Origin of the sequence: Lactiplantibacillus pingfangensis (assembly GCF_005404945.1) — a bacterium.
GTDB classification, from domain to species: Bacteria; Bacillota; Bacilli; order Lactobacillales; family Lactobacillaceae; genus Lactiplantibacillus; species Lactiplantibacillus pingfangensis.
In genome coordinates this window covers 19354-35255 of sequence record NZ_BJDG01000018.1, presented here as the reverse complement: position 1 = coordinate 35255, position 15902 = coordinate 19354, and the positions used below count along the sequence as shown (strand labels likewise).

17 protein-coding genes are annotated in these 15902 nt (G+C 44.4%); 13 read left to right on the top strand and 4 right to left on the bottom strand.

The features are described from left to right. The first annotated feature begins 333 nt into the window (after window positions 1–333). The 5 genes from FFM74_RS09175 to FFM74_RS09155 all read left to right on the top strand — a co-directional run bounded on the left by FFM74_RS09175 (window position 334) and on the right by FFM74_RS09155 (window position 6161). Window positions 334–2346 carry a heavy metal translocating P-type ATPase gene (locus FFM74_RS09175; RefSeq protein ID WP_414672079.1) on the top strand — a complete coding sequence of 671 codons (2013 nt, stop codon included), beginning with the start codon at window positions 334–336 and terminating at the stop codon, window positions 2344–2346. Window positions 2347–2437: 91 nt separating this feature from the next. Beyond that, window positions 2438–3427, top strand: coding sequence for a choloylglycine hydrolase family protein (locus FFM74_RS09170; protein WP_137626330.1), 990 nt, complete (start codon window positions 2438–2440; stop codon window positions 3425–3427). A 264-nt stretch (window positions 3428–3691) separates the two neighbouring features. Further along, window positions 3692–4369, top strand: a complete 678-nt coding sequence (locus FFM74_RS09165; RefSeq protein WP_137626329.1) for a VIT1/CCC1 transporter family protein — start codon at window positions 3692–3694, stop codon at window positions 4367–4369. A gap of 27 nt (window positions 4370–4396) precedes the next feature. Continuing rightward, window positions 4397–5092 carry a VIT1/CCC1 transporter family protein gene (locus tag FFM74_RS09160; protein WP_414672078.1) on the top strand — a complete coding sequence of 232 codons (696 nt, stop codon included), beginning with the start codon at window positions 4397–4399 and terminating at the stop codon, window positions 5090–5092. Window positions 5093–5270: 178 nt separating this feature from the next. Continuing rightward, window positions 5271–6161 carry a DMT family transporter gene (locus FFM74_RS09155; protein WP_137626356.1) on the top strand — a complete coding sequence of 297 codons (891 nt, stop codon included), beginning with the start codon at window positions 5271–5273 and terminating at the stop codon, window positions 6159–6161. 432 nt (window positions 6162–6593) lie between these two features. On the opposite strand, the gene FFM74_RS09150 is transcribed toward FFM74_RS09155, so the two are convergent. Beyond that, window positions 6594–7715 (bottom strand): NAD(P)-dependent alcohol dehydrogenase, encoded by a 1122-nt coding sequence (locus FFM74_RS09150; RefSeq protein ID WP_137626327.1) that lies wholly within the window; start codon window positions 7713–7715, stop codon window positions 6594–6596. A gap of 245 nt (window positions 7716–7960) precedes the next feature. On the opposite strand from FFM74_RS09150, the gene FFM74_RS09145 reads away from it, so the two are divergent. Beyond that, window positions 7961–8593 (top strand): uracil-DNA glycosylase, encoded by a 633-nt coding sequence (locus tag FFM74_RS09145; RefSeq protein ID WP_137626326.1) that lies wholly within the window; start codon window positions 7961–7963, stop codon window positions 8591–8593. A 40-nt stretch (window positions 8594–8633) separates the two neighbouring features. Here FFM74_RS09145 and FFM74_RS09140 read toward each other — a convergent pair whose 3' ends face one another. Together FFM74_RS09140 and FFM74_RS09135 are read right to left on the bottom strand one after the other, a co-directional pair. Continuing rightward, complete coding sequence (locus FFM74_RS09140; protein WP_137626325.1) at window positions 8634–9092, bottom strand: GNAT family N-acetyltransferase; 459 nt, start codon at window positions 9090–9092, stop codon at window positions 8634–8636. Window positions 9093–9305: 213 nt separating this feature from the next. Beyond that, a complete protein-coding gene (locus FFM74_RS09135) occupies window positions 9306–9944 on the bottom strand; it encodes an SDR family oxidoreductase (RefSeq protein WP_137626324.1) in 639 nt (212 codons plus the stop codon). A 164-nt stretch (window positions 9945–10108) separates the two neighbouring features. On the opposite strand from FFM74_RS09135, the gene FFM74_RS13665 reads away from it, so the two are divergent. From FFM74_RS13665 to FFM74_RS09105, 7 genes are all read left to right on the top strand, one after another. Continuing rightward, on the top strand, window positions 10109–10252 hold the full coding sequence (locus tag FFM74_RS13665; RefSeq protein WP_171000307.1) for a hypothetical protein: 144 nt from the start codon (window positions 10109–10111) through the stop codon (window positions 10250–10252). 855 nt (window positions 10253–11107) lie between these two features. Further along, entirely contained in the window at window positions 11108–11446 is a 339-nt protein-coding gene (locus FFM74_RS09130) for a hypothetical protein (RefSeq protein ID WP_171000696.1), read from the top strand. Window positions 11447–11548: 102 nt separating this feature from the next. Then, complete coding sequence (locus FFM74_RS09125; protein ID WP_137626322.1) at window positions 11549–11992, top strand: Hsp20/alpha crystallin family protein; 444 nt, start codon at window positions 11549–11551, stop codon at window positions 11990–11992. 297 nt (window positions 11993–12289) lie between these two features. Further along, on the top strand, window positions 12290–12796 hold the full coding sequence (locus tag FFM74_RS09120) for a putative immunity protein (RefSeq protein WP_137626321.1): 507 nt from the start codon (window positions 12290–12292) through the stop codon (window positions 12794–12796). A 32-nt stretch (window positions 12797–12828) separates the two neighbouring features. Then, window positions 12829–13197 carry a hypothetical protein gene (locus tag FFM74_RS09115; protein ID WP_137626320.1) on the top strand — a complete coding sequence of 123 codons (369 nt, stop codon included), beginning with the start codon at window positions 12829–12831 and terminating at the stop codon, window positions 13195–13197. 65 nt (window positions 13198–13262) lie between these two features. Next, on the top strand, window positions 13263–14396 hold the full coding sequence (gene mutY, locus FFM74_RS09110) for an A/G-specific adenine glycosylase (RefSeq protein WP_137626319.1): 1134 nt from the start codon (window positions 13263–13265) through the stop codon (window positions 14394–14396). Between the two features lie 71 nt (window positions 14397–14467). Further along, window positions 14468–14791, top strand: a complete 324-nt coding sequence (locus tag FFM74_RS09105; protein ID WP_137626318.1) for a hypothetical protein — start codon at window positions 14468–14470, stop codon at window positions 14789–14791. A 73-nt stretch (window positions 14792–14864) separates the two neighbouring features. Here the strand turns inward: FFM74_RS09105 and FFM74_RS09100 are convergent, their stop codons facing one another. Then, complete coding sequence (locus tag FFM74_RS09100) at window positions 14865–15803, bottom strand: sugar-binding transcriptional regulator (RefSeq protein WP_137626317.1); 939 nt, start codon at window positions 15801–15803, stop codon at window positions 14865–14867. Between the last annotated feature and the right edge of the window lie 99 nt (window positions 15804–15902).

Genomic DNA, 15902 nt, shown 5'->3' with positions numbered 1-15902 from the left:
TGCAGTTTTCAACTTGGCCTGCTGGTTTTTCATCTGGATGGACGTAATCAATACTGGTAGATAGCAACGACGTAATTTGCATTATAGCGGCACTAGTCTACGCACATTATTTGTTAGTTAGACGTATCCGTTACCGATTTAGCGGTTCTTGTCAGATGATGCCATAATTAATTTAAATTTTTATGACCTAATGACTTGACTTTTATCGTTTACGATTGTAAACTTTAGTCATGAATTACAAATGTAAACGATATGAGTTAGAAAGTTGGGGAGGTTGTTAGTATGAATAAAGCAGAAATGAACGACATGCCAAAGACGACGCCAGAGAAGAACATGAGCAAGATGGATATGTCTGATATGGACATGGATATGGGTGGCGGGCAAATGATGCATATGGGGAATTTGAAACGGAAGTTCTGGGTTTCCTTAATTTTAACGTTACCGATTATCTTGATGAGCCCGATGATGGGCATGAAATTGCCATTCCAATTAATTTTTCATCCATGGTCGGATTACTTGGTCGCGGTCATTGGGACGATCGTCTTCATCTATGGCGGGCAACCATTCTTCAGCGGCGCGAAAGCTGAACTAGCCAACAAGAAGCCGGCGATGATGACCTTGATCGCAATGGGCATTGGTGTCGCATTCGTCTACAGTATTTACGCGGTGATTGCGAATAATGTCTTAAATGTGACGCCACAAGTCACTGACTTCTTCTGGGAACTGTCAACGTTGATCGACATCATGTTGTTAGGGCACTGGATTGAAATGGATACGGTCATGAATGCCGGATCTGCGGTAGATAATTTAGCCAAATTATTACCAAGTTCTGCCCACAAAGTCGTCAACGGTGAAACGAAAGATGTTGATGTTTCAGAATTAGTTGAAGAAGATCATATTCAGGTTCGCGCTGGTGAAAAGATTCCGGCCGATGGTGTCATTGTTAGTGGGAATACGTCAGTTAACGAATCCATGGTTACTGGTGAAGCACGTTTGGTTGAAAAAGGTCCAGATGGCAAAGTCGTTGGTGGGTCAGTTAACGGCGAAGGAACTTTTGAAATGCGGGTCACTGGGACTGGTGAAACGGGTTATTTAGCACAAGTGATGAAATTAGTCACCGATGCACAAGCTGCCAAGTCGGAACAAGAAAATATGGCTGATCGTGTCGCCGGTCTATTGTTCTATGCGGCTTTAACGGTTGCGATTGTTGCCTTTATCGTTTGGATGTTGGTTGGTAATTTGGCGTTGGCCCTCTCCATTGCGGTCACTGTCTTAGTCATTGCCTGCCCACATGCACTTGGTTTAGCAGTGCCATTGGTCGTTGCGCGTAGTACCGCGATTGCGGCCAGCCACGGTTTACTCATTCGGAACCGGGATTCAATGGAACAAGTGAAGAAGTTGAACTACGCTTTAATGGATAAAACCGGGACCTTAACGGCTGGGAACTTTAAAGTCGCTGAATACCAAAATTTGGACGCAAACTATCAGGCGGAAGACGTTTTAACGATTATGGCAAGTTTGGAAAATGGTTCGAGTCATCCTTTAGCAGTCGGCATTTTAAAGGCCGCTAAAGCGCAAAGTTTAACCGTTCCAGAAGCCACGGACGGTCATCAAATTACCGGGGTTGGGCTGAGTGGCACGGTTAACGGTCAAACGTATGAAATCGTGTCAGCGGCTTATTTAGACAAACAAAAGTTGGCTTATGATGTGGCAGCCTTCAATCGTTTGGCTTCAGCCGGTAATTCCGTCAGTTTCTTAGTTCAAGATCAACAAGTTCTGGGTTATGTCGCCCAAGGGGATCAGATCAAGCCAGAATCCAAGAATTTAATTGATAGTCTCAAGGCGCAAAAAATTACCCCAGTGATGTTAACTGGTGACAATGAAAAGAGTGCGCAAGTCGTTGCGAAACAACTTGGGATCACTGAAGTTCATGCCAGCCTGTTACCTGAAGATAAAGCTAAGTTAGTTAAACAGTATCAAAGTGATGGCAGTCATGTCATGATGATTGGTGATGGTGTCAACGATGCGCCTAGCTTGGCGAGTGCTGAAATTGGGGTCGCAATTGGTTCTGGGACGGATGTTGCGATTGATTCAGCGGACGTTGTCTTAGTTAAGAGTAATCCTAACGATGTGGTCGAATTCCTTGAATTAGCACGGCAAACCACCCGGAAGATGACCCAAAACCTCTGGTGGGGAGCTGGTTATAACGTCATCACGATTCCATTGGCAGCCGGTGTTTTAGCCCCAATCGGCTTCATTCTAAACCCAATGGTCGGCGCGGCTGTGATGGCCTTAAGCACGGTGGTCGTGGCAATTAACGCGATGACCTTGCATATTAAAGATTAAACTGATGACCGTAAATTAATTGTTGCAAATGCGTGTGTCTCCTTGATTTAGGTGCTAAAATAATAGTATTGAAATCAAGGAAGTGAGTCCCATGTGTACAAGTTTAACGTATCAAACAACGGGTGGTGATCAATTCTTAGCCCGGACAATGGATTTTGCCTTTGAACTCGGTGGTCGACCGGTGGTAATTCCTCGACAACACCACTTTACGAGTGTCTCGAATCCGACAGGCTTTGACACGCCATACAGTTTTGCGGGAACTGGGCGTGATTTGAACGGCTATATTCTAGTCGATGGGGTTAATGAATATGGTGTCAGTGCTGCAGCGTTGTATTTTGCCGGGCAGGCGCACTACGCCATGGAACCGGTTGATGGTCAAATCAACTTGGCGCCACATGAAGTCATTATGTGGATTTTAGGTAATGTTAAGAACACCGCTGAACTGGCTGACCGGCTCGCGGACTTAACGATTACCGAATCTGCCGCACCGTTGTTGAATATCGTCGTGCCATTACACTGGATTATCAGCGATCGCCAAGGCGAGACCTATGTTTTGGAACAAGAAGCTGATGGCATGCATTATATGAAGAATCCGGTTGGTGTCATGACCAATTCACCCGACTTTGATTGGCATTTAAAAAACTTGAGCAATTACGTGGAACTCCAACCAGAACCACATGCCGTTAATCGGCAATATGGTGAGTTAACGGTGAATGCTTTTGGCCCAGGAACTGGCGCCTTAGGCATGCCTGGGGACTACACCTCACCTTCACGTTTCATTCGGACGGTCTTTAACCGTGAACATACGGATGAGGTTGAGACTGATGGTGATGCGGTGAATGCCTTATCACACATGTTAAATTCGGTTGAAATTCCTAAAGGGGTCAAAATTAAGTCAGATGGTTCTGCGGATTATACGCAATATCGGTCATATATGAGTATGGCTGAACCAGCATTTTATATGCAACCATATAATGATCAAACGATCACCCGGGTTGCGTTGACGGAAGACCTAATGACAGCAGCCGAACCAACTGAATTTGCGTTAGCTACTACCCAACAATTTAATGCAGTCAATTAATCAAGAACGTCTAACTGATTAGGGTTAGGCGCTTTTTTGTGTCTAAATTAGTCGGTTTCCTAGTGATCAGTCGTGATTGATCGCACAGCTTTAGGTCAATCAAGTTTTAGTTAATTTAACAAAACAATGAAATTAATGGTACACTTGGATTGAATTTAGGGATACATAACTTTTTATGCCGAAACAGCTTGCATTTTTAAACAAAAAGGAATAACATCTACTAGGTGATAATGATTATAAAGTAGCTAATGGGGGTTGTAACAAATGAAACAAAAAAGGACTTTAGCGCAACGCGTTAACGTTTTACGGGCGAGTGTGATGGGTGCCAATGATGGTATTCTTTCTGTCGCAGGGATTGTTGTCGGGGTCGCCGGAGCAACCACCAATAGTTATTCAATTTTGATTTCAGGCTTGGCGGGGATGTTAGCCGGAACAATTTCGATGGCGATGGGCGAATATGTCTCGGTTAATACGCAAAAAGATGCTCAAAAAATGGCCATTAAACGTCAGAAAGCCGCTTTAGAAACGGATTATGAGCATGAAAGCAAGATGGTCATGCAAAAGTATGTCGATCAGGGGATTAGTGCGCCATTAGCGCAACAGGCAACTAAGGAAATGATGCAAGATGATGCCCTGGTGACAACGGTTCGTGAACGTTATGGATTTAATCCGAGTGAATTTATTAGTCCCTATGCAGCAGGGATTGCGTCAATGATTTCATTCCCAACCGGGTCAATTTTACCGTTAGTCTCAATTACCTTTTTCCCGGCACGCATCAAAGTCTTAGCGACGGTCGTTGCGGTCGCAATTGCGTTAGCAATTACTGGTTATTCTGCGGCAGTTTTAGGGAATGCCGACCGGAAGCACAGCGTTTTCCGTAATGTTGTTGCGGGATTGTTGACGATGCTAGTGACGTATTTCATTGGTCACTTATTTGCATAGCGAGAATTAAGGGGGAGTTGGCAGATGATGATGTCAAAAACAAAGTCCAATGATAAAACTAAAACGATGGACGAAAAACTGAATACTTTACGGGCCGGCGTGCTAGGGTCGAATGACGGTATTTTAACGGTCGTTGGGGTGTTATTCAGTGTTGCGGCGGCAACGAGCAATCAATTTACGATATTTATCGCCGGGCTATCTGATTTATTGGCGTGTGCTTTTTCAATGGCTTCAGGTGAGTATGCTTCAGTTAGCACCCAAAAGGATACTGAAAAAGCAGTCGTTGAAAAGGAACGGCAATTGTTAAAGACGAATTTTGATGATGAACTCGCAGCCGTTAAGCGACACTATATGACGCTAGGCGTAACAGAAGCAACCGCGGTTGCGATTGGTAAAGATTTATTGGCCAAGAAACCACTAGAGACAATGGTCAGTATCAAATACGATATGAAGTTAGGCCATTATATGAATCCGTGGGATGCGGCCTTTTCTTCCTTATTTTCGGCTTCGGCAGGCGGGGTCTTTCCATTGGTCGCCATGACGTTTTTACCCACGGCACTCAAATGGCCTGGGACGATCGTTGCCGTGTCATTGTCAGTGGCATTAACGGGTTATTTGTCAGCCGTGCTGGGCAAAGGTAACGTTAAGACAGCGGTGACGCGAAATGTGATTGTCGGTATTATTACCATGTTTATTCACTACTATATCGGGACATTATTTTAAAATATCAATATCAAATGACTAATGAAATGGATTCGGCGTTTTTGCTCGAGTCCATTGTTTTTTATTGAAAATTCGCGACAAATTTTCAGTGAGTTTTAATCAAGCCCCGGTATAATATTGCCATTAATTGATTAATTGGGGTAAATGAGAATTGAAAACAAAAACTAGAAGTCGCTATATGCAAGGTATCATGTGGGCAATGTTGGCATCGACGTTATGGGGAATTTCCGGTACGGTGATGCAATTTGTCTCACAAAATCAGGCGATTCCTGCTGACTGGTTCTTATCAGTCCGGACCTTATCTGCTGGGGTGATTTTACTTGCAATTGGTGCGGTGCAACAAGGCCGTGGTATTTTTAAAGTGTTCCATTCCTGGGCGTCTGTCGGCCAACTGGTGGCTTATGCGACCTTGGGATTGATGGCGAACATGTACACCTTTTACGTCAGTATCGAAAAAGGGACGGCGGCCGCTGCCACGATTTTGCAATATTTAAGTCCGCTATTTATTGTGTTAGGAACTTTAGCCTTCAAACGTGAATGGCCGTTGCGAACGGATATGATTGCCTTTGGCGTGTCATTATTGGGCGTCTTCTTAGCCATTACGCGTGGAAATATTCATGAATTGGCGATTCCGATGGATGCACTCGTTTGGGGTGTCTTGTCCGGGGTAACGGCGGCGTTATACGTGGTCTTGCCACGTAAAATCGTCTCCGAAAATTCACCGGTCGTCATTCTAGGGTGGGGGACGTTGATTGCGGGAGTCCTCTTTAACTTATATCACCCGCTTTGGCGCGGCGCACCCAAAATCACGCCGAGTTTAGTGCTGTCAATTGGGGCAATCGTCTTAATTGGGACAATTTTTGCCTTTCTATCCTTGTTACATAGTCTCCAATTTGCACCATCCGCGGTAGTGAGTATCGTGGATGCGGTTCAACCGGTCGTCACCTTTATTCTGAGTATTATTTTCTTAGGGTTGAAAGTAAGCTTTATTGAGATTATCGGTTCCGTGCTGGTCGTCTTCGCAATTTACATTTTGCAACGTTTCCGCAGCGATCCGAATTTAGATTAAGCCAGACAATTAAGCCTTATCGTATCAACAGCCTCACTTCCGGTTGGGATTGATAACATGCGGTCGTGGGACCGGCCCAAGCCAAGCACGTCTTGGGCCTCGCCCGGAAACCCTTGCACAAATCGCAAGTGTCCCGGCCCGTCCGTGGGGTAACGTCGGCAAAAAGCAGCCGATGTAACGCCACCATCACGACCGATGTTATCAGTCCCAACCTCCAGCTATTAAGCTTAGCGGAGCGCTCACCACGAGTTTAGTATAGGCGCGACTGTTACTGATATGGTCCGGTTTACGTTTCCTTTTGTACTTGCAACTTTTAGACAGGCACGATCAAACAACGCCGACACATAAAATTGTGTCGGCGTTGTTTGCGCTGTTGCTTGGAAAAACAAGGAGTTTTCTTGCTGATTCGTTAACGACTAAGGCTAGCGTGCTTTAGGCTTCTGGTTGGTAGTCTTCATCAATAATCAAAACTGGTTTGATGGTCTTACCGCTGACAGAATCGGCGTTTGCTTCGTTAATTTGATCAAATTTGTAGAACTTTTCAGTCTTTTCAAATGGGAACATGCCGTGCTTGTAAAAGTCGATTAGGCGAGGAACATCAACTTGTGGGATTGAATCGCCCATATTAACGCCGATGACTTTTTTATCATCAACACAGAGGTCATTCCATGAGCTGATCGTAATGTTTTTGGCAGTGACAGCGATTAATGCGGCCGTCCCACCTTGTGCCAAGGCATGAATGGCTGAAATCATGACTGGTTCCACACCGGTGGTATCAACCGTAAAGTCAACGCCGTAGCCGTTAGTTAATTTTTTAATGGCTGCGACAGGATCTTCGGTTTTACTATTGATGGTGTGGGTTGCGCCAAGTTCTTTGGCTAACGCTAAGCGAGAATCGACAATATCGACGGCAATGACTTCGGTACAACCAGAAATCTTACCAGCCATCATTGCGGCTAAACCGACCGCACCAGTTCCGAAGACCGCGATGGTTTGACCGGGCCGAGGTTGTAAGCTGTTTAAAACAGTGCCACTACCAGTGACATAGCCACAGCCAAGCGGTCCAAGTCGCCGCAAATCTAAGTCCTTATCAACTTTCACGGCGTTACGTTGGTCGACAACGGTGTGAGTTGTGAACGAGGATTGGTCGAACATGTCGCTGACGTGGTGACCATTTTCTTGGAAATGATCACTACCATCGGGACGGGTGCCACTGAGATTATAATCGGCGTAGTTTCGGCATTTCGTTGGCGTACCTTTCAGACAATTATCGCAGGTGCCATTGGCATAGAAGGACATCACAATGTGGTCACCAACGTCGAAATTTTTCACCTGAGAACCAACTTTTTCAATGATCCCAGAGCCTTCATGGCCTAAAATAACCGGATAACCTAATGAGGCGTCACCTTTACGGATGGCCTCATCGGAATGGCAGATGCCACTGGCAACTAATTTGACTTGTAAATCAGTTGGTCCCATCTCGGATAAATCAATGTCATCTTTAATCACGAATGGATCATTGACTTGATCAACAACGGCTGCTTTAATTTTCATAATATCGAGTTCTCACTTTTGAAATTTAGCGTATATGTAAAGCGCTTACAATTGACATTGTGACACATTACACAATCACGTGCAAGCGGTCATCGGTATGCTGGAACGAGCTATAAATGCCGGTATAATAGTGATTGATTTCAAAAAATGTAGATTTGGTACAAAAGCTCTGTAGATTTGACGTCTGGAATTTGACGTGATGAGTTCGGGGTAAAATGATTAGTTAACAAGTGGAGGGATCACGAATGGCAACATTATTGACAGCATCACAACAAGCGGCAGGACGTGACTTATTATCACAATTTGATTGCTTGGAAGGCTATGTACCGGGTGAAGGGTCACTAGAACCGGTGCTCGTCATGGTTTCTGAGGCTCCCGGCAAGGTTGAAGCGGAAGTTGGTCATCCGTTTCAAGGGCCGGCCGGCAGTGAATTGAATCGCTGGTTAGCTGAGCTAAGCTTAACGCGTGATCAGATTTATTTAACTGGTGCCGTGCGTTCTCGGCCATTTAAAGTCGGCGCTACTGGCCGGAAAAGTGATCGGCGACCAACCCGGGCTGAAGTTGAAGCGAGTGCCCCGTGGTTGGATATGGAACTCCGACAATTACATGATCGACTGTTGGTGCCCTTAGGCAATACCGGTTTGCAACGGCTGCTCGGTCCGAAGGTGAAAATTAGTGCCGTGCACGGCCAGCTGATTCAAGCGCCAATTCGGCAATGGTCGACACAGGATCAAGCGTTTGAACTCTCGGCAAGCAACTATTCAATTTTTCCGCTCTACCACCCATCTTATAGTCGCCGGTTTAAACAGATTTTACCGACCGTTGAAGCTGACCTGGCGGCTTTAAAACAGGTGCTACAAACTAATCAATGGGATTAAAAAAAGTCCGGCTAGTCAAATGGCTGAGCTGGACTTGAGTTTAAGCAAGGACCAGAGCGCGAGCAGGGGCCTGCATTTTAATGACTTCTGCACCTAGGTCTGTGAATGGTTCACCCTGCGTGGTTAAGCCGAATTTTTCGTAAAATTTTTGGACTTGCGTTTGGGCATCAATTTCAATCGTCGCGGTCGTGTAATGAACCTTTAAAATTGCCATGACGTGATTCATGAGTTGTTTGCCGAGACCAGTACCGCGGTAACTACTGTCGGTCGTGATGCGGCCAAAGGTGACGAGACCATCGTGTTCATAGATGCGAGCGTAAGCCACTAGCTGGTTGCCATCGTAAGCAAACACGTGGCGGGCATCAAAATCCGTGTTATCGGGATCTTGGTAACTGCGCGCCTGTTCTTGAACGAACGTCTTTGCGCGTAATTGGTAAATGTCGTGTAACTGGGTAGTCGTCAGACCGTTAAATTGCTTAACGAACCATTTTAAATTCATTTAGAAGTCCTCCTTGAAAATTGGATCAGAAAATCCAAGTTTTTTTCAAATTGAGTCTACAATTTAACACCCGAGTTTAGCGGCGTCAACTCGAAAGGACTTCGATTTTGAAAGCTTGATTTCATAGGGCCAAAAATGAAAAATAAATTAAAAAATTTGCAGCCATTACATGATAAATAATGGCTGCAAATTTGATTCGATTATATTATTGGATTAATACCAAGCCGGTTTGTCGCCATCGGTATTTGGTTTGTTGACACCGAGTGATTCACGCACACTTTCACCGGGAGTTTCTGCGAGTTTAACGACTAACGCAGCGATACTCTTACGAGAAACTTCGGTCCCTTTAAAGGCATCGTGACGACCAGTTGTTTCATAGTCGATTTCATCTTTATTAGTTAACCAAGCTGGGCGAATGATTGTATAGTCCAAGTCAGAATTTTCTAAGACTTCGGCGGCACTGTAGTAGGTCGTCAAATAACTGCCTAAGGTATCATTGTTCCATTGGCCAAACTTGCCAGGAACTTCGTCATAGATGCCTAAGGTTGAAATCCAGATGAGGCGTTTGAGGCCGGCCGCATGCATGGCCTTCAAAACGCTCTCAGCTTGCGCTTTGATATTTTGACCAGCCAAGTTGGCATAAACCACATCTTGACCTTGCATTGCTTGGGTCAGCTTGTTGACATCCGTCGTATCTCCATCAATGACGTTGACGCGATCTGACTTTAACGCAGCGACCCGTTCGGCGTTACGTAAGTAAAGTGTGAGTTCTACATCTTTCGTTGCTAAAAATTGTTGTTCGGCTAACCGGGCGATTTGGCCAGCGGCACCGAGGATCAGTACTTTTGTCATAATATCCCTCCTGAATGTCTTAACTGTAAAACTTATGGTTACAGAATGCAAGTCGAAGGGTTCAAAACTTTTTAGGCAAAAGTGTGCCACTTTTTGAATTTAGCACTATAATGAACTTGTAACGGATAATGTATCCGTTTTCCAAAACAAAAGAGGCGATTATCATGGCACAAAAGCTTAGCAAAGAACAAAAAAAGGCTATGATTCAAAAAGCTGAAGAAGAACGTGCAAAGCATCCAAAGCAAAAGAACGGCGTTTCCGGTTTTGAAACGATCGATGAAGATGCTAAGAAATTATCTAATAACTAATTTCTAACGTTCATACCAAAGAGATCAACCACATTTAGTGTGATTGGTCTTTTTTTGCGTTAGCACACATCAAATAGAGAGAAACTGTCTTTCATGATATTTGACGAAAAACACTAATAAATGCAGTTGTACCAGTACTTTGATGATGAAAAAAGTCAACGTTGTCGCTTCCGGGCGTCGCTGATTACATGCGGACGAGGGACCAGGCCAAGCCTGAGGGTCGGTCTTGTCCTTCGCCCGGAATGGTTGCAAAACCCGATGCAATCAGCGTCGCCCTTCAGCCAGGCTAATGGTTATATGGATAAAAGACTTAAAAACAGTTGATTTGATTCTTAAAAATAATGGTGCCAGTTAGCAATGTTTTAAACTTTCTTGGCGATTTTCATTGACTGTTCGTGATTAATATTTCACTTGAAAACCTTGTTAAAATGAAATTGATAGCCACTAGTCACCTTCCAACCTTCAGACAAGAAATTTGAATGGTAGCTATCCGATACGATTGTTTGCAAACGTCGATTAAGTTCGATCATCAACTGCCTAGGTTTTTTAGCTGACTGACAATTCAAAATAATACACATCTCTAGCCGTGAGGGGGCTTCGTTTGGGGCTCAGCCGTGGCATTTGACTTAGCGCGGTGGGTTTATCCGCGCTTAGTCAAAAACCAGCTTTTGAGACCGCTCTTTGGCTCAAAAATGGTTCATGGCGTTCCAGCCCCAAACGAAGCCCCCGGTAGGCGGAATTTATCATGAAAACCATGAATTTAGCGAAAAGCCAGACACTGATGTTTTTTAGCATAAAGATAGCCGTCTGAGTTTCTCCGCTGTATAATATTAGCAACGAATGGGGGTGGCTCGTATGGATCAATTTACGACTTTTATTGCGACGCTGGATCAAACGCTTGCGCAAGAAACCAGTTCGTCCACCGAGTTAGTCTATGTGCCGGTTACGTTCAGTTATCATGATCAGCACTTACAAGTTGAGATTAATATGTTACAGACCTCGTTTAACCAAGGTGACAATGCCTACGCAGTTCCTGATATTTTGGATCGCATTCGGATGCTGGTTGGTCTCGAATTAGCTGATCGACCAAAATCGCGTTGGCCACTACAAAGTTTGACCAAGAACCTGACAATTACGCCGCATAAAGTGGTGCGGGTTATTCCGGTCGATATGGGTGTTTATCAAGTGGATTAAATTTGAATTTAGCACTCGAATGTTAAGAGTGCTAAATTCTTGCAATTATGCATTAAATGATTAGGATAGAACTTGTAATCAAGTTGAAAGGGTGATTTAGATATGGCTAACGATATGATGAATTGGCACAACGACTTATTTGATCGGTTTAATGATTTGACTAAGATGGATGATTTAGTGAATGGTTTGGAACGTTCATTTTCAGGTAACTTTGGTTCCAGCGCTGTTTTAAAGACTGACATCAAAGAAACCGATGAACAATATGAGATGCACGTTGATGTCCCTGGCATTAAGAAGGATGACATTGCTTTGAAGTATCGCGATGGCAACTTATCGATTGCGGTTAAACGCGATAGTATTAGTGATGACAGCGATAAGGATGGCAACATCATTGCTAGCGAACGCCGGACTGGTCGCTTTGGCCGTCAATATGCTTTGCCAGATGTTGATGCCTCAAAAATTGAAGCCCACTATGAAGATGGGGTGTTAAAGTTGACGTTGCCTAAGAAGGCTGCGGCTGACACGCACCATATTGAAATTCAATAATTAATGTCAAACGGTGTCCTGAGTGCTGAAGCTTAGACACCGTTTTTTTTGACGCTTAAACCGGAACTTCATGTGCCAAGTTTCAGTCATCATAAAATCAAAGTTGAAGAATTTTTGCGATTTGAGGTTTAGTTGCCAAAAGCAGCTGAATTTCTGTTACAATGCAGTAACATCAGTCGCATTATCGGAGTCATTTTATAACCCTGAGCAAGTCGTTGCCTGTTTAGCAGCGGCAGTGCCTGATGGCGTATAGTTTGGAATAGTAGTCGTAGGAATAGCAGAAAGTAGGAATGCGTGATGACGGAAGGTTTTAGACCGAGTCACCCTAAGATATCGATTGACGATGACCCTGGAATACGGTCCCAAATCGAAGGGTTAACTGGTGAACTCTCACAACAACAACTCGCCAAATGGGCGTTGATTATCGCGAAAAAGGCGATGCAGTATGTCGATGACAATCAGAAGTATGATCGTAAATTACGATTAGCGATTGATGCCAATGAATTGTGGCAGGTTAATTTAGCAAATGTCTATCAAGTTCGGCAAGCAAGTGCCAAGGTTGATGCGATGATTGCGGACAGCACGAGCTCGATTGGTGCAGCTGCTTTGGAATGTGTCAGCTGGGCGATTGCGTCGGCTTATGTCGATGAAAATGCGTTGCGCGCCGCTGATCAAGGCATCAAATTAATCAATTTAACGCAGCCGAATGATGCGGCCGCTGTAACTGCTGAACGCCAATGGCAATATCAACAACTGGCTGGCCTCGTCCAAAACATTAATTTGGGGTTGCGGCATATGTTATAATTCTCACAGAGTTAAGTTAGGTGGGGAAATTTATGACAACCGAAGCACATGCGGAAGCCAAGCAAGAGTTGTTGCGTCAATATCAAGAAATCGTGACTAAGTATTTAACAAATATTCATGAAACGGTGGACGCTGACGCGCATTTTAAATTAAAAAATGAATTAGGTTTTAACTATTTTGTCGATTATTTATTTTTAGCAAATGTTTGCTACCAAGCAAGTTTGGACATTTTAAATAATGAAGATCAGAAGTATCCACAATCGAATGACCGTTTAGCAACGGTGATTGTGAAGTATCCAGAATATATGACATTGGCGGTTTTTAATGCCGATTTTCAAGATGCGAGTGTCACTGATCATTACGAAAAGACACTGGTTGATTTAGCTGACCGGTTAGAATAAGCAAAATAAAAAGTAACGCCACGAGCCCGGAAACTGGGTGCGTGGCGTTTTTAGGAGGACACAAAATGATTGAGTGGTCACCTGCCACAATCAAGGCATTTCAAACGACCTTGTTAGACTGGTATGACGAAAATGGCCGTGACTTGCCTTGGCGACAAGATCATGAGCCATACCATGTCTGGGTATCAGAAATCATGCTACAACAGACCCAAGTTCAAACGGTTATTCCGTACTATCAGCGCTTTATGACCTGGTTTCCAACTGTAACGGCATTGGCGCAGGCGCCCGAGGAACGGTTGCTAAAGGCCTGGGAGGGGTTGGGGTATTATTCTCGGGTACGCAATATGCAACGCTGTGCGCGGCAGTTATTGGCCGATTACAACGGTCAGTGGCCACAGACGGCTGCTGAGCTGAGCGACTTGGTTGGCATCGGTCCCTATACAGCCGGCGCAATTGCCAGTATTGCCTTTAACGAACCAGTGCCAGCGGTCGATGGGAATGCCTATCGAGTGTTTAGTCGGCTACTGGAAATTGACGCTGATATTACGAAGCCGGGGACGCGGGCTATTTTTGAGGCCGCGATTAGCAAAATTATTTCTCGTCAGCGGCCGGGGGATTTTAATCAAGCCATCATGGATCTTGGCGCAAGTTACATGACGGCGCGCCAACCAGATACGGCGCACTCACCGGTAAAAAGCTTCAATCAAGCCTATTTAGATGGCAAAGAACTGGCATACCCAGTACGGACGAAAAAGCCACGACCACAGCCGTTTGATTATGTGGCGGTGGTCACTAAAATGGGGCCAGATTGGTTGCTGACCCAACGGAGTAGTCAGGGAATGCTCGCTAATTTATGGACCGTCCCGCTGATTAAGTTGACTGATTTGGATTTAGAAGATGAGTATACGCCAACTGAACTAGTTACTGCGACGGTGGCCTATTTTAAACGAGAGTATCAGTTGGCCCTGACTGCAGTGCCACTCGCTGTTCGGCCAGTGACGCATACGTTCACCCACCAAAAGTGGACCATCCAGTTGTTACAAGGTCAAGTCGCCCCAGCTGACTTAGCTTTTTTTGCCGGTCAGACGGTTCGTGCAAGCGACCTAAGTCAATATCCAATGCCCAAAGTTCAGGCTAAGATTTGGGATCGTTATCAAAGCACTCAGCCCAAGCATGCGATACTACCCGCAAGGCAGTGAGATTGTGGTAAACTATTACCAACTAATTATTGGCGCGGAAAACGACAGAAACTAACGGAGGGCGAGACCACATGCTTAATATATTTGATATCGTTAAGTTAACTAAGATAAATCATCAGGAAGTGGACAGTAATCAAGTTGTGGTGACGGATGGTAATGGCAAACCCAATGCGGTTTTGACGGAATTACTCAATGACGCCATCAGCAATATCCGGTTATTCGTTGACATGACTCAGGTTTATTCGGTCGATGATCTCTTACAAGCGCTGTCGGCGCACACGCCGCTACCGAATGATGTTCTTGAAGAATATGAGAAAGTTTTACGCGAACCAATCTATGATATCAACTTCGTCCCCAAACGTGGGCAGGTTGAAGTTGTCGTGGGTGAAGGGTAACGCCTAAATCGAAAGCACCAGTTTAGTCTCGTCATGATGATGGACTAAACTGGTGCTTTTTATTTTGGCGATTTTAGGCTAATAACGCCGCAGCAGTTTGCGAATCGGTGATTAAAACGTTCGCATAACCACCAAGTAGGGCCCCGCGAATAGAGGCGACTTTGCGACTTGAGCCAGAAATTAAAATTGAGTAGTCCTTGTTGTGCAGTGCTGACAATGGAATCCCGACGGTGCGGTCATTGATGCCTGAATTGGCAATCTCACCAGTTGCAGTTAAAAAGCGGGAAACGATATCTCCCACGGCCTGTTCTTGCAAGCGACTAATTTCACCATTGCTAAGATAGCCTAAATTGAAAAGCATGGCATCATCTCGGACAGTACCACTAGTAAATAGTGCGATATTGGTGTTGATGCCCTTTTGAATAATGTCATTGATGAATCGATCTTGCATGACAACTTGTTTAGTTGTGGCATTGTCGAAGATAACTGGTAGTGGCAAATTAACAGCATCAGTGTGGAAGGCATTGCTAAATTTATTGATGATATCATTTGCAAAGTTATTCATTTCGCTTCCAGACACACTGCCTTTGAGTTGAACGACAGAAACGTTATTAGTTTTACTAGGATGCAAATGATTTGCAACACTTTCGAGGGTTTCTCCCCAACTGATGCCAATACTATCCCCATCTTTGACGATGGTTTCTAGGTAGTCAGCGGCGGCCACCCCAATTTTGGGGTTGATTGCTTCAAGATCATTTGTGGCGTCAAAAATAAGAATCACTTTTTTGAGATGATACTTTTTTTCTAATTGTGCTGCAAGGACATCTAAATCTTTCAACGGATCCATAATCTCGATTTTAAGTAAGCCATGATCACGGGCAAACTGTAGCAACCGTGAAATTGTGGGGCGTGAAATTGATAATTTACTGGCGATTTCGCCTTGACTGAGGCCGTCTTCGTAATATAAATGGCAGACTTTTAAAGCAGTTTTAATTTTATCCTGATTATCCATTAGCGTACTCCATCGTTATTGATAGCGTTATTATAGCACATTTTACAAATTGAACATAATTTCAAAGTAAGTGTTTACAAATGTTCAATTCCCTGATAT

What these genes read in the sequence shown, in the direction of transcription:
- FFM74_RS13665 (WP_171000307.1), top strand. Translation starts at nt 10,109, where the DNA reads ATGGCACAAAAGCTTAGCAAAGAACAAAAAAAGGCTATGATTCAAAAA.
- FFM74_RS09115 (WP_137626320.1), top strand. Translation starts at nt 12,829, where the DNA reads ATGACAACCGAAGCACATGCGGAAGCCAAGCAAGAGTTGTTGCGTCAA.
- FFM74_RS09145 (WP_137626326.1), top strand. Translation starts at nt 7,961, where the DNA reads ATGGCAACATTATTGACAGCATCACAACAAGCGGCAGGACGTGACTTA.
- FFM74_RS09130 (WP_171000696.1), top strand. Translation starts at nt 11,108, where the DNA reads ATGGATCAATTTACGACTTTTATTGCGACGCTGGATCAAACGCTTGCG.
- FFM74_RS09165 (WP_137626329.1), top strand. Translation starts at nt 3,692, where the DNA reads ATGAAACAAAAAAGGACTTTAGCGCAACGCGTTAACGTTTTACGGGCG.
- FFM74_RS09120 (WP_137626321.1), top strand. Translation starts at nt 12,290, where the DNA reads ATGACGGAAGGTTTTAGACCGAGTCACCCTAAGATATCGATTGACGAT.
- FFM74_RS09155 (WP_137626356.1), top strand. Translation starts at nt 5,271, where the DNA reads ATGCAAGGTATCATGTGGGCAATGTTGGCATCGACGTTATGGGGAATT.
- FFM74_RS09100 (WP_137626317.1), bottom strand. Translation starts at nt 15,803, where the DNA reads ATGGATAATCAGGATAAAATTAAAACTGCTTTAAAAGTCTGCCATTTA.
- FFM74_RS09140 (WP_137626325.1), bottom strand. Translation starts at nt 9,092, where the DNA reads ATGAATTTAAAATGGTTCGTTAAGCAATTTAACGGTCTGACGACTACC.
- FFM74_RS09135 (WP_137626324.1), bottom strand. Translation starts at nt 9,944, where the DNA reads ATGACAAAAGTACTGATCCTCGGTGCCGCTGGCCAAATCGCCCGGTTA.
- FFM74_RS09175 (WP_414672079.1), top strand. Translation starts at nt 334, where the DNA reads ATGAGCAAGATGGATATGTCTGATATGGACATGGATATGGGTGGCGGG.
- FFM74_RS09125 (WP_137626322.1), top strand. Translation starts at nt 11,549, where the DNA reads ATGGCTAACGATATGATGAATTGGCACAACGACTTATTTGATCGGTTT.
- FFM74_RS09105 (WP_137626318.1), top strand. Translation starts at nt 14,468, where the DNA reads ATGCTTAATATATTTGATATCGTTAAGTTAACTAAGATAAATCATCAG.
- FFM74_RS09160 (WP_414672078.1), top strand. Translation starts at nt 4,397, where the DNA reads ATGATGTCAAAAACAAAGTCCAATGATAAAACTAAAACGATGGACGAA.
- FFM74_RS09170 (WP_137626330.1), top strand. Translation starts at nt 2,438, where the DNA reads ATGTGTACAAGTTTAACGTATCAAACAACGGGTGGTGATCAATTCTTA.
- FFM74_RS09150 (WP_137626327.1), bottom strand. Translation starts at nt 7,715, where the DNA reads ATGAAAATTAAAGCAGCCGTTGTTGATCAAGTCAATGATCCATTCGTG.
- mutY (WP_137626319.1), top strand. Translation starts at nt 13,263, where the DNA reads ATGATTGAGTGGTCACCTGCCACAATCAAGGCATTTCAAACGACCTTG.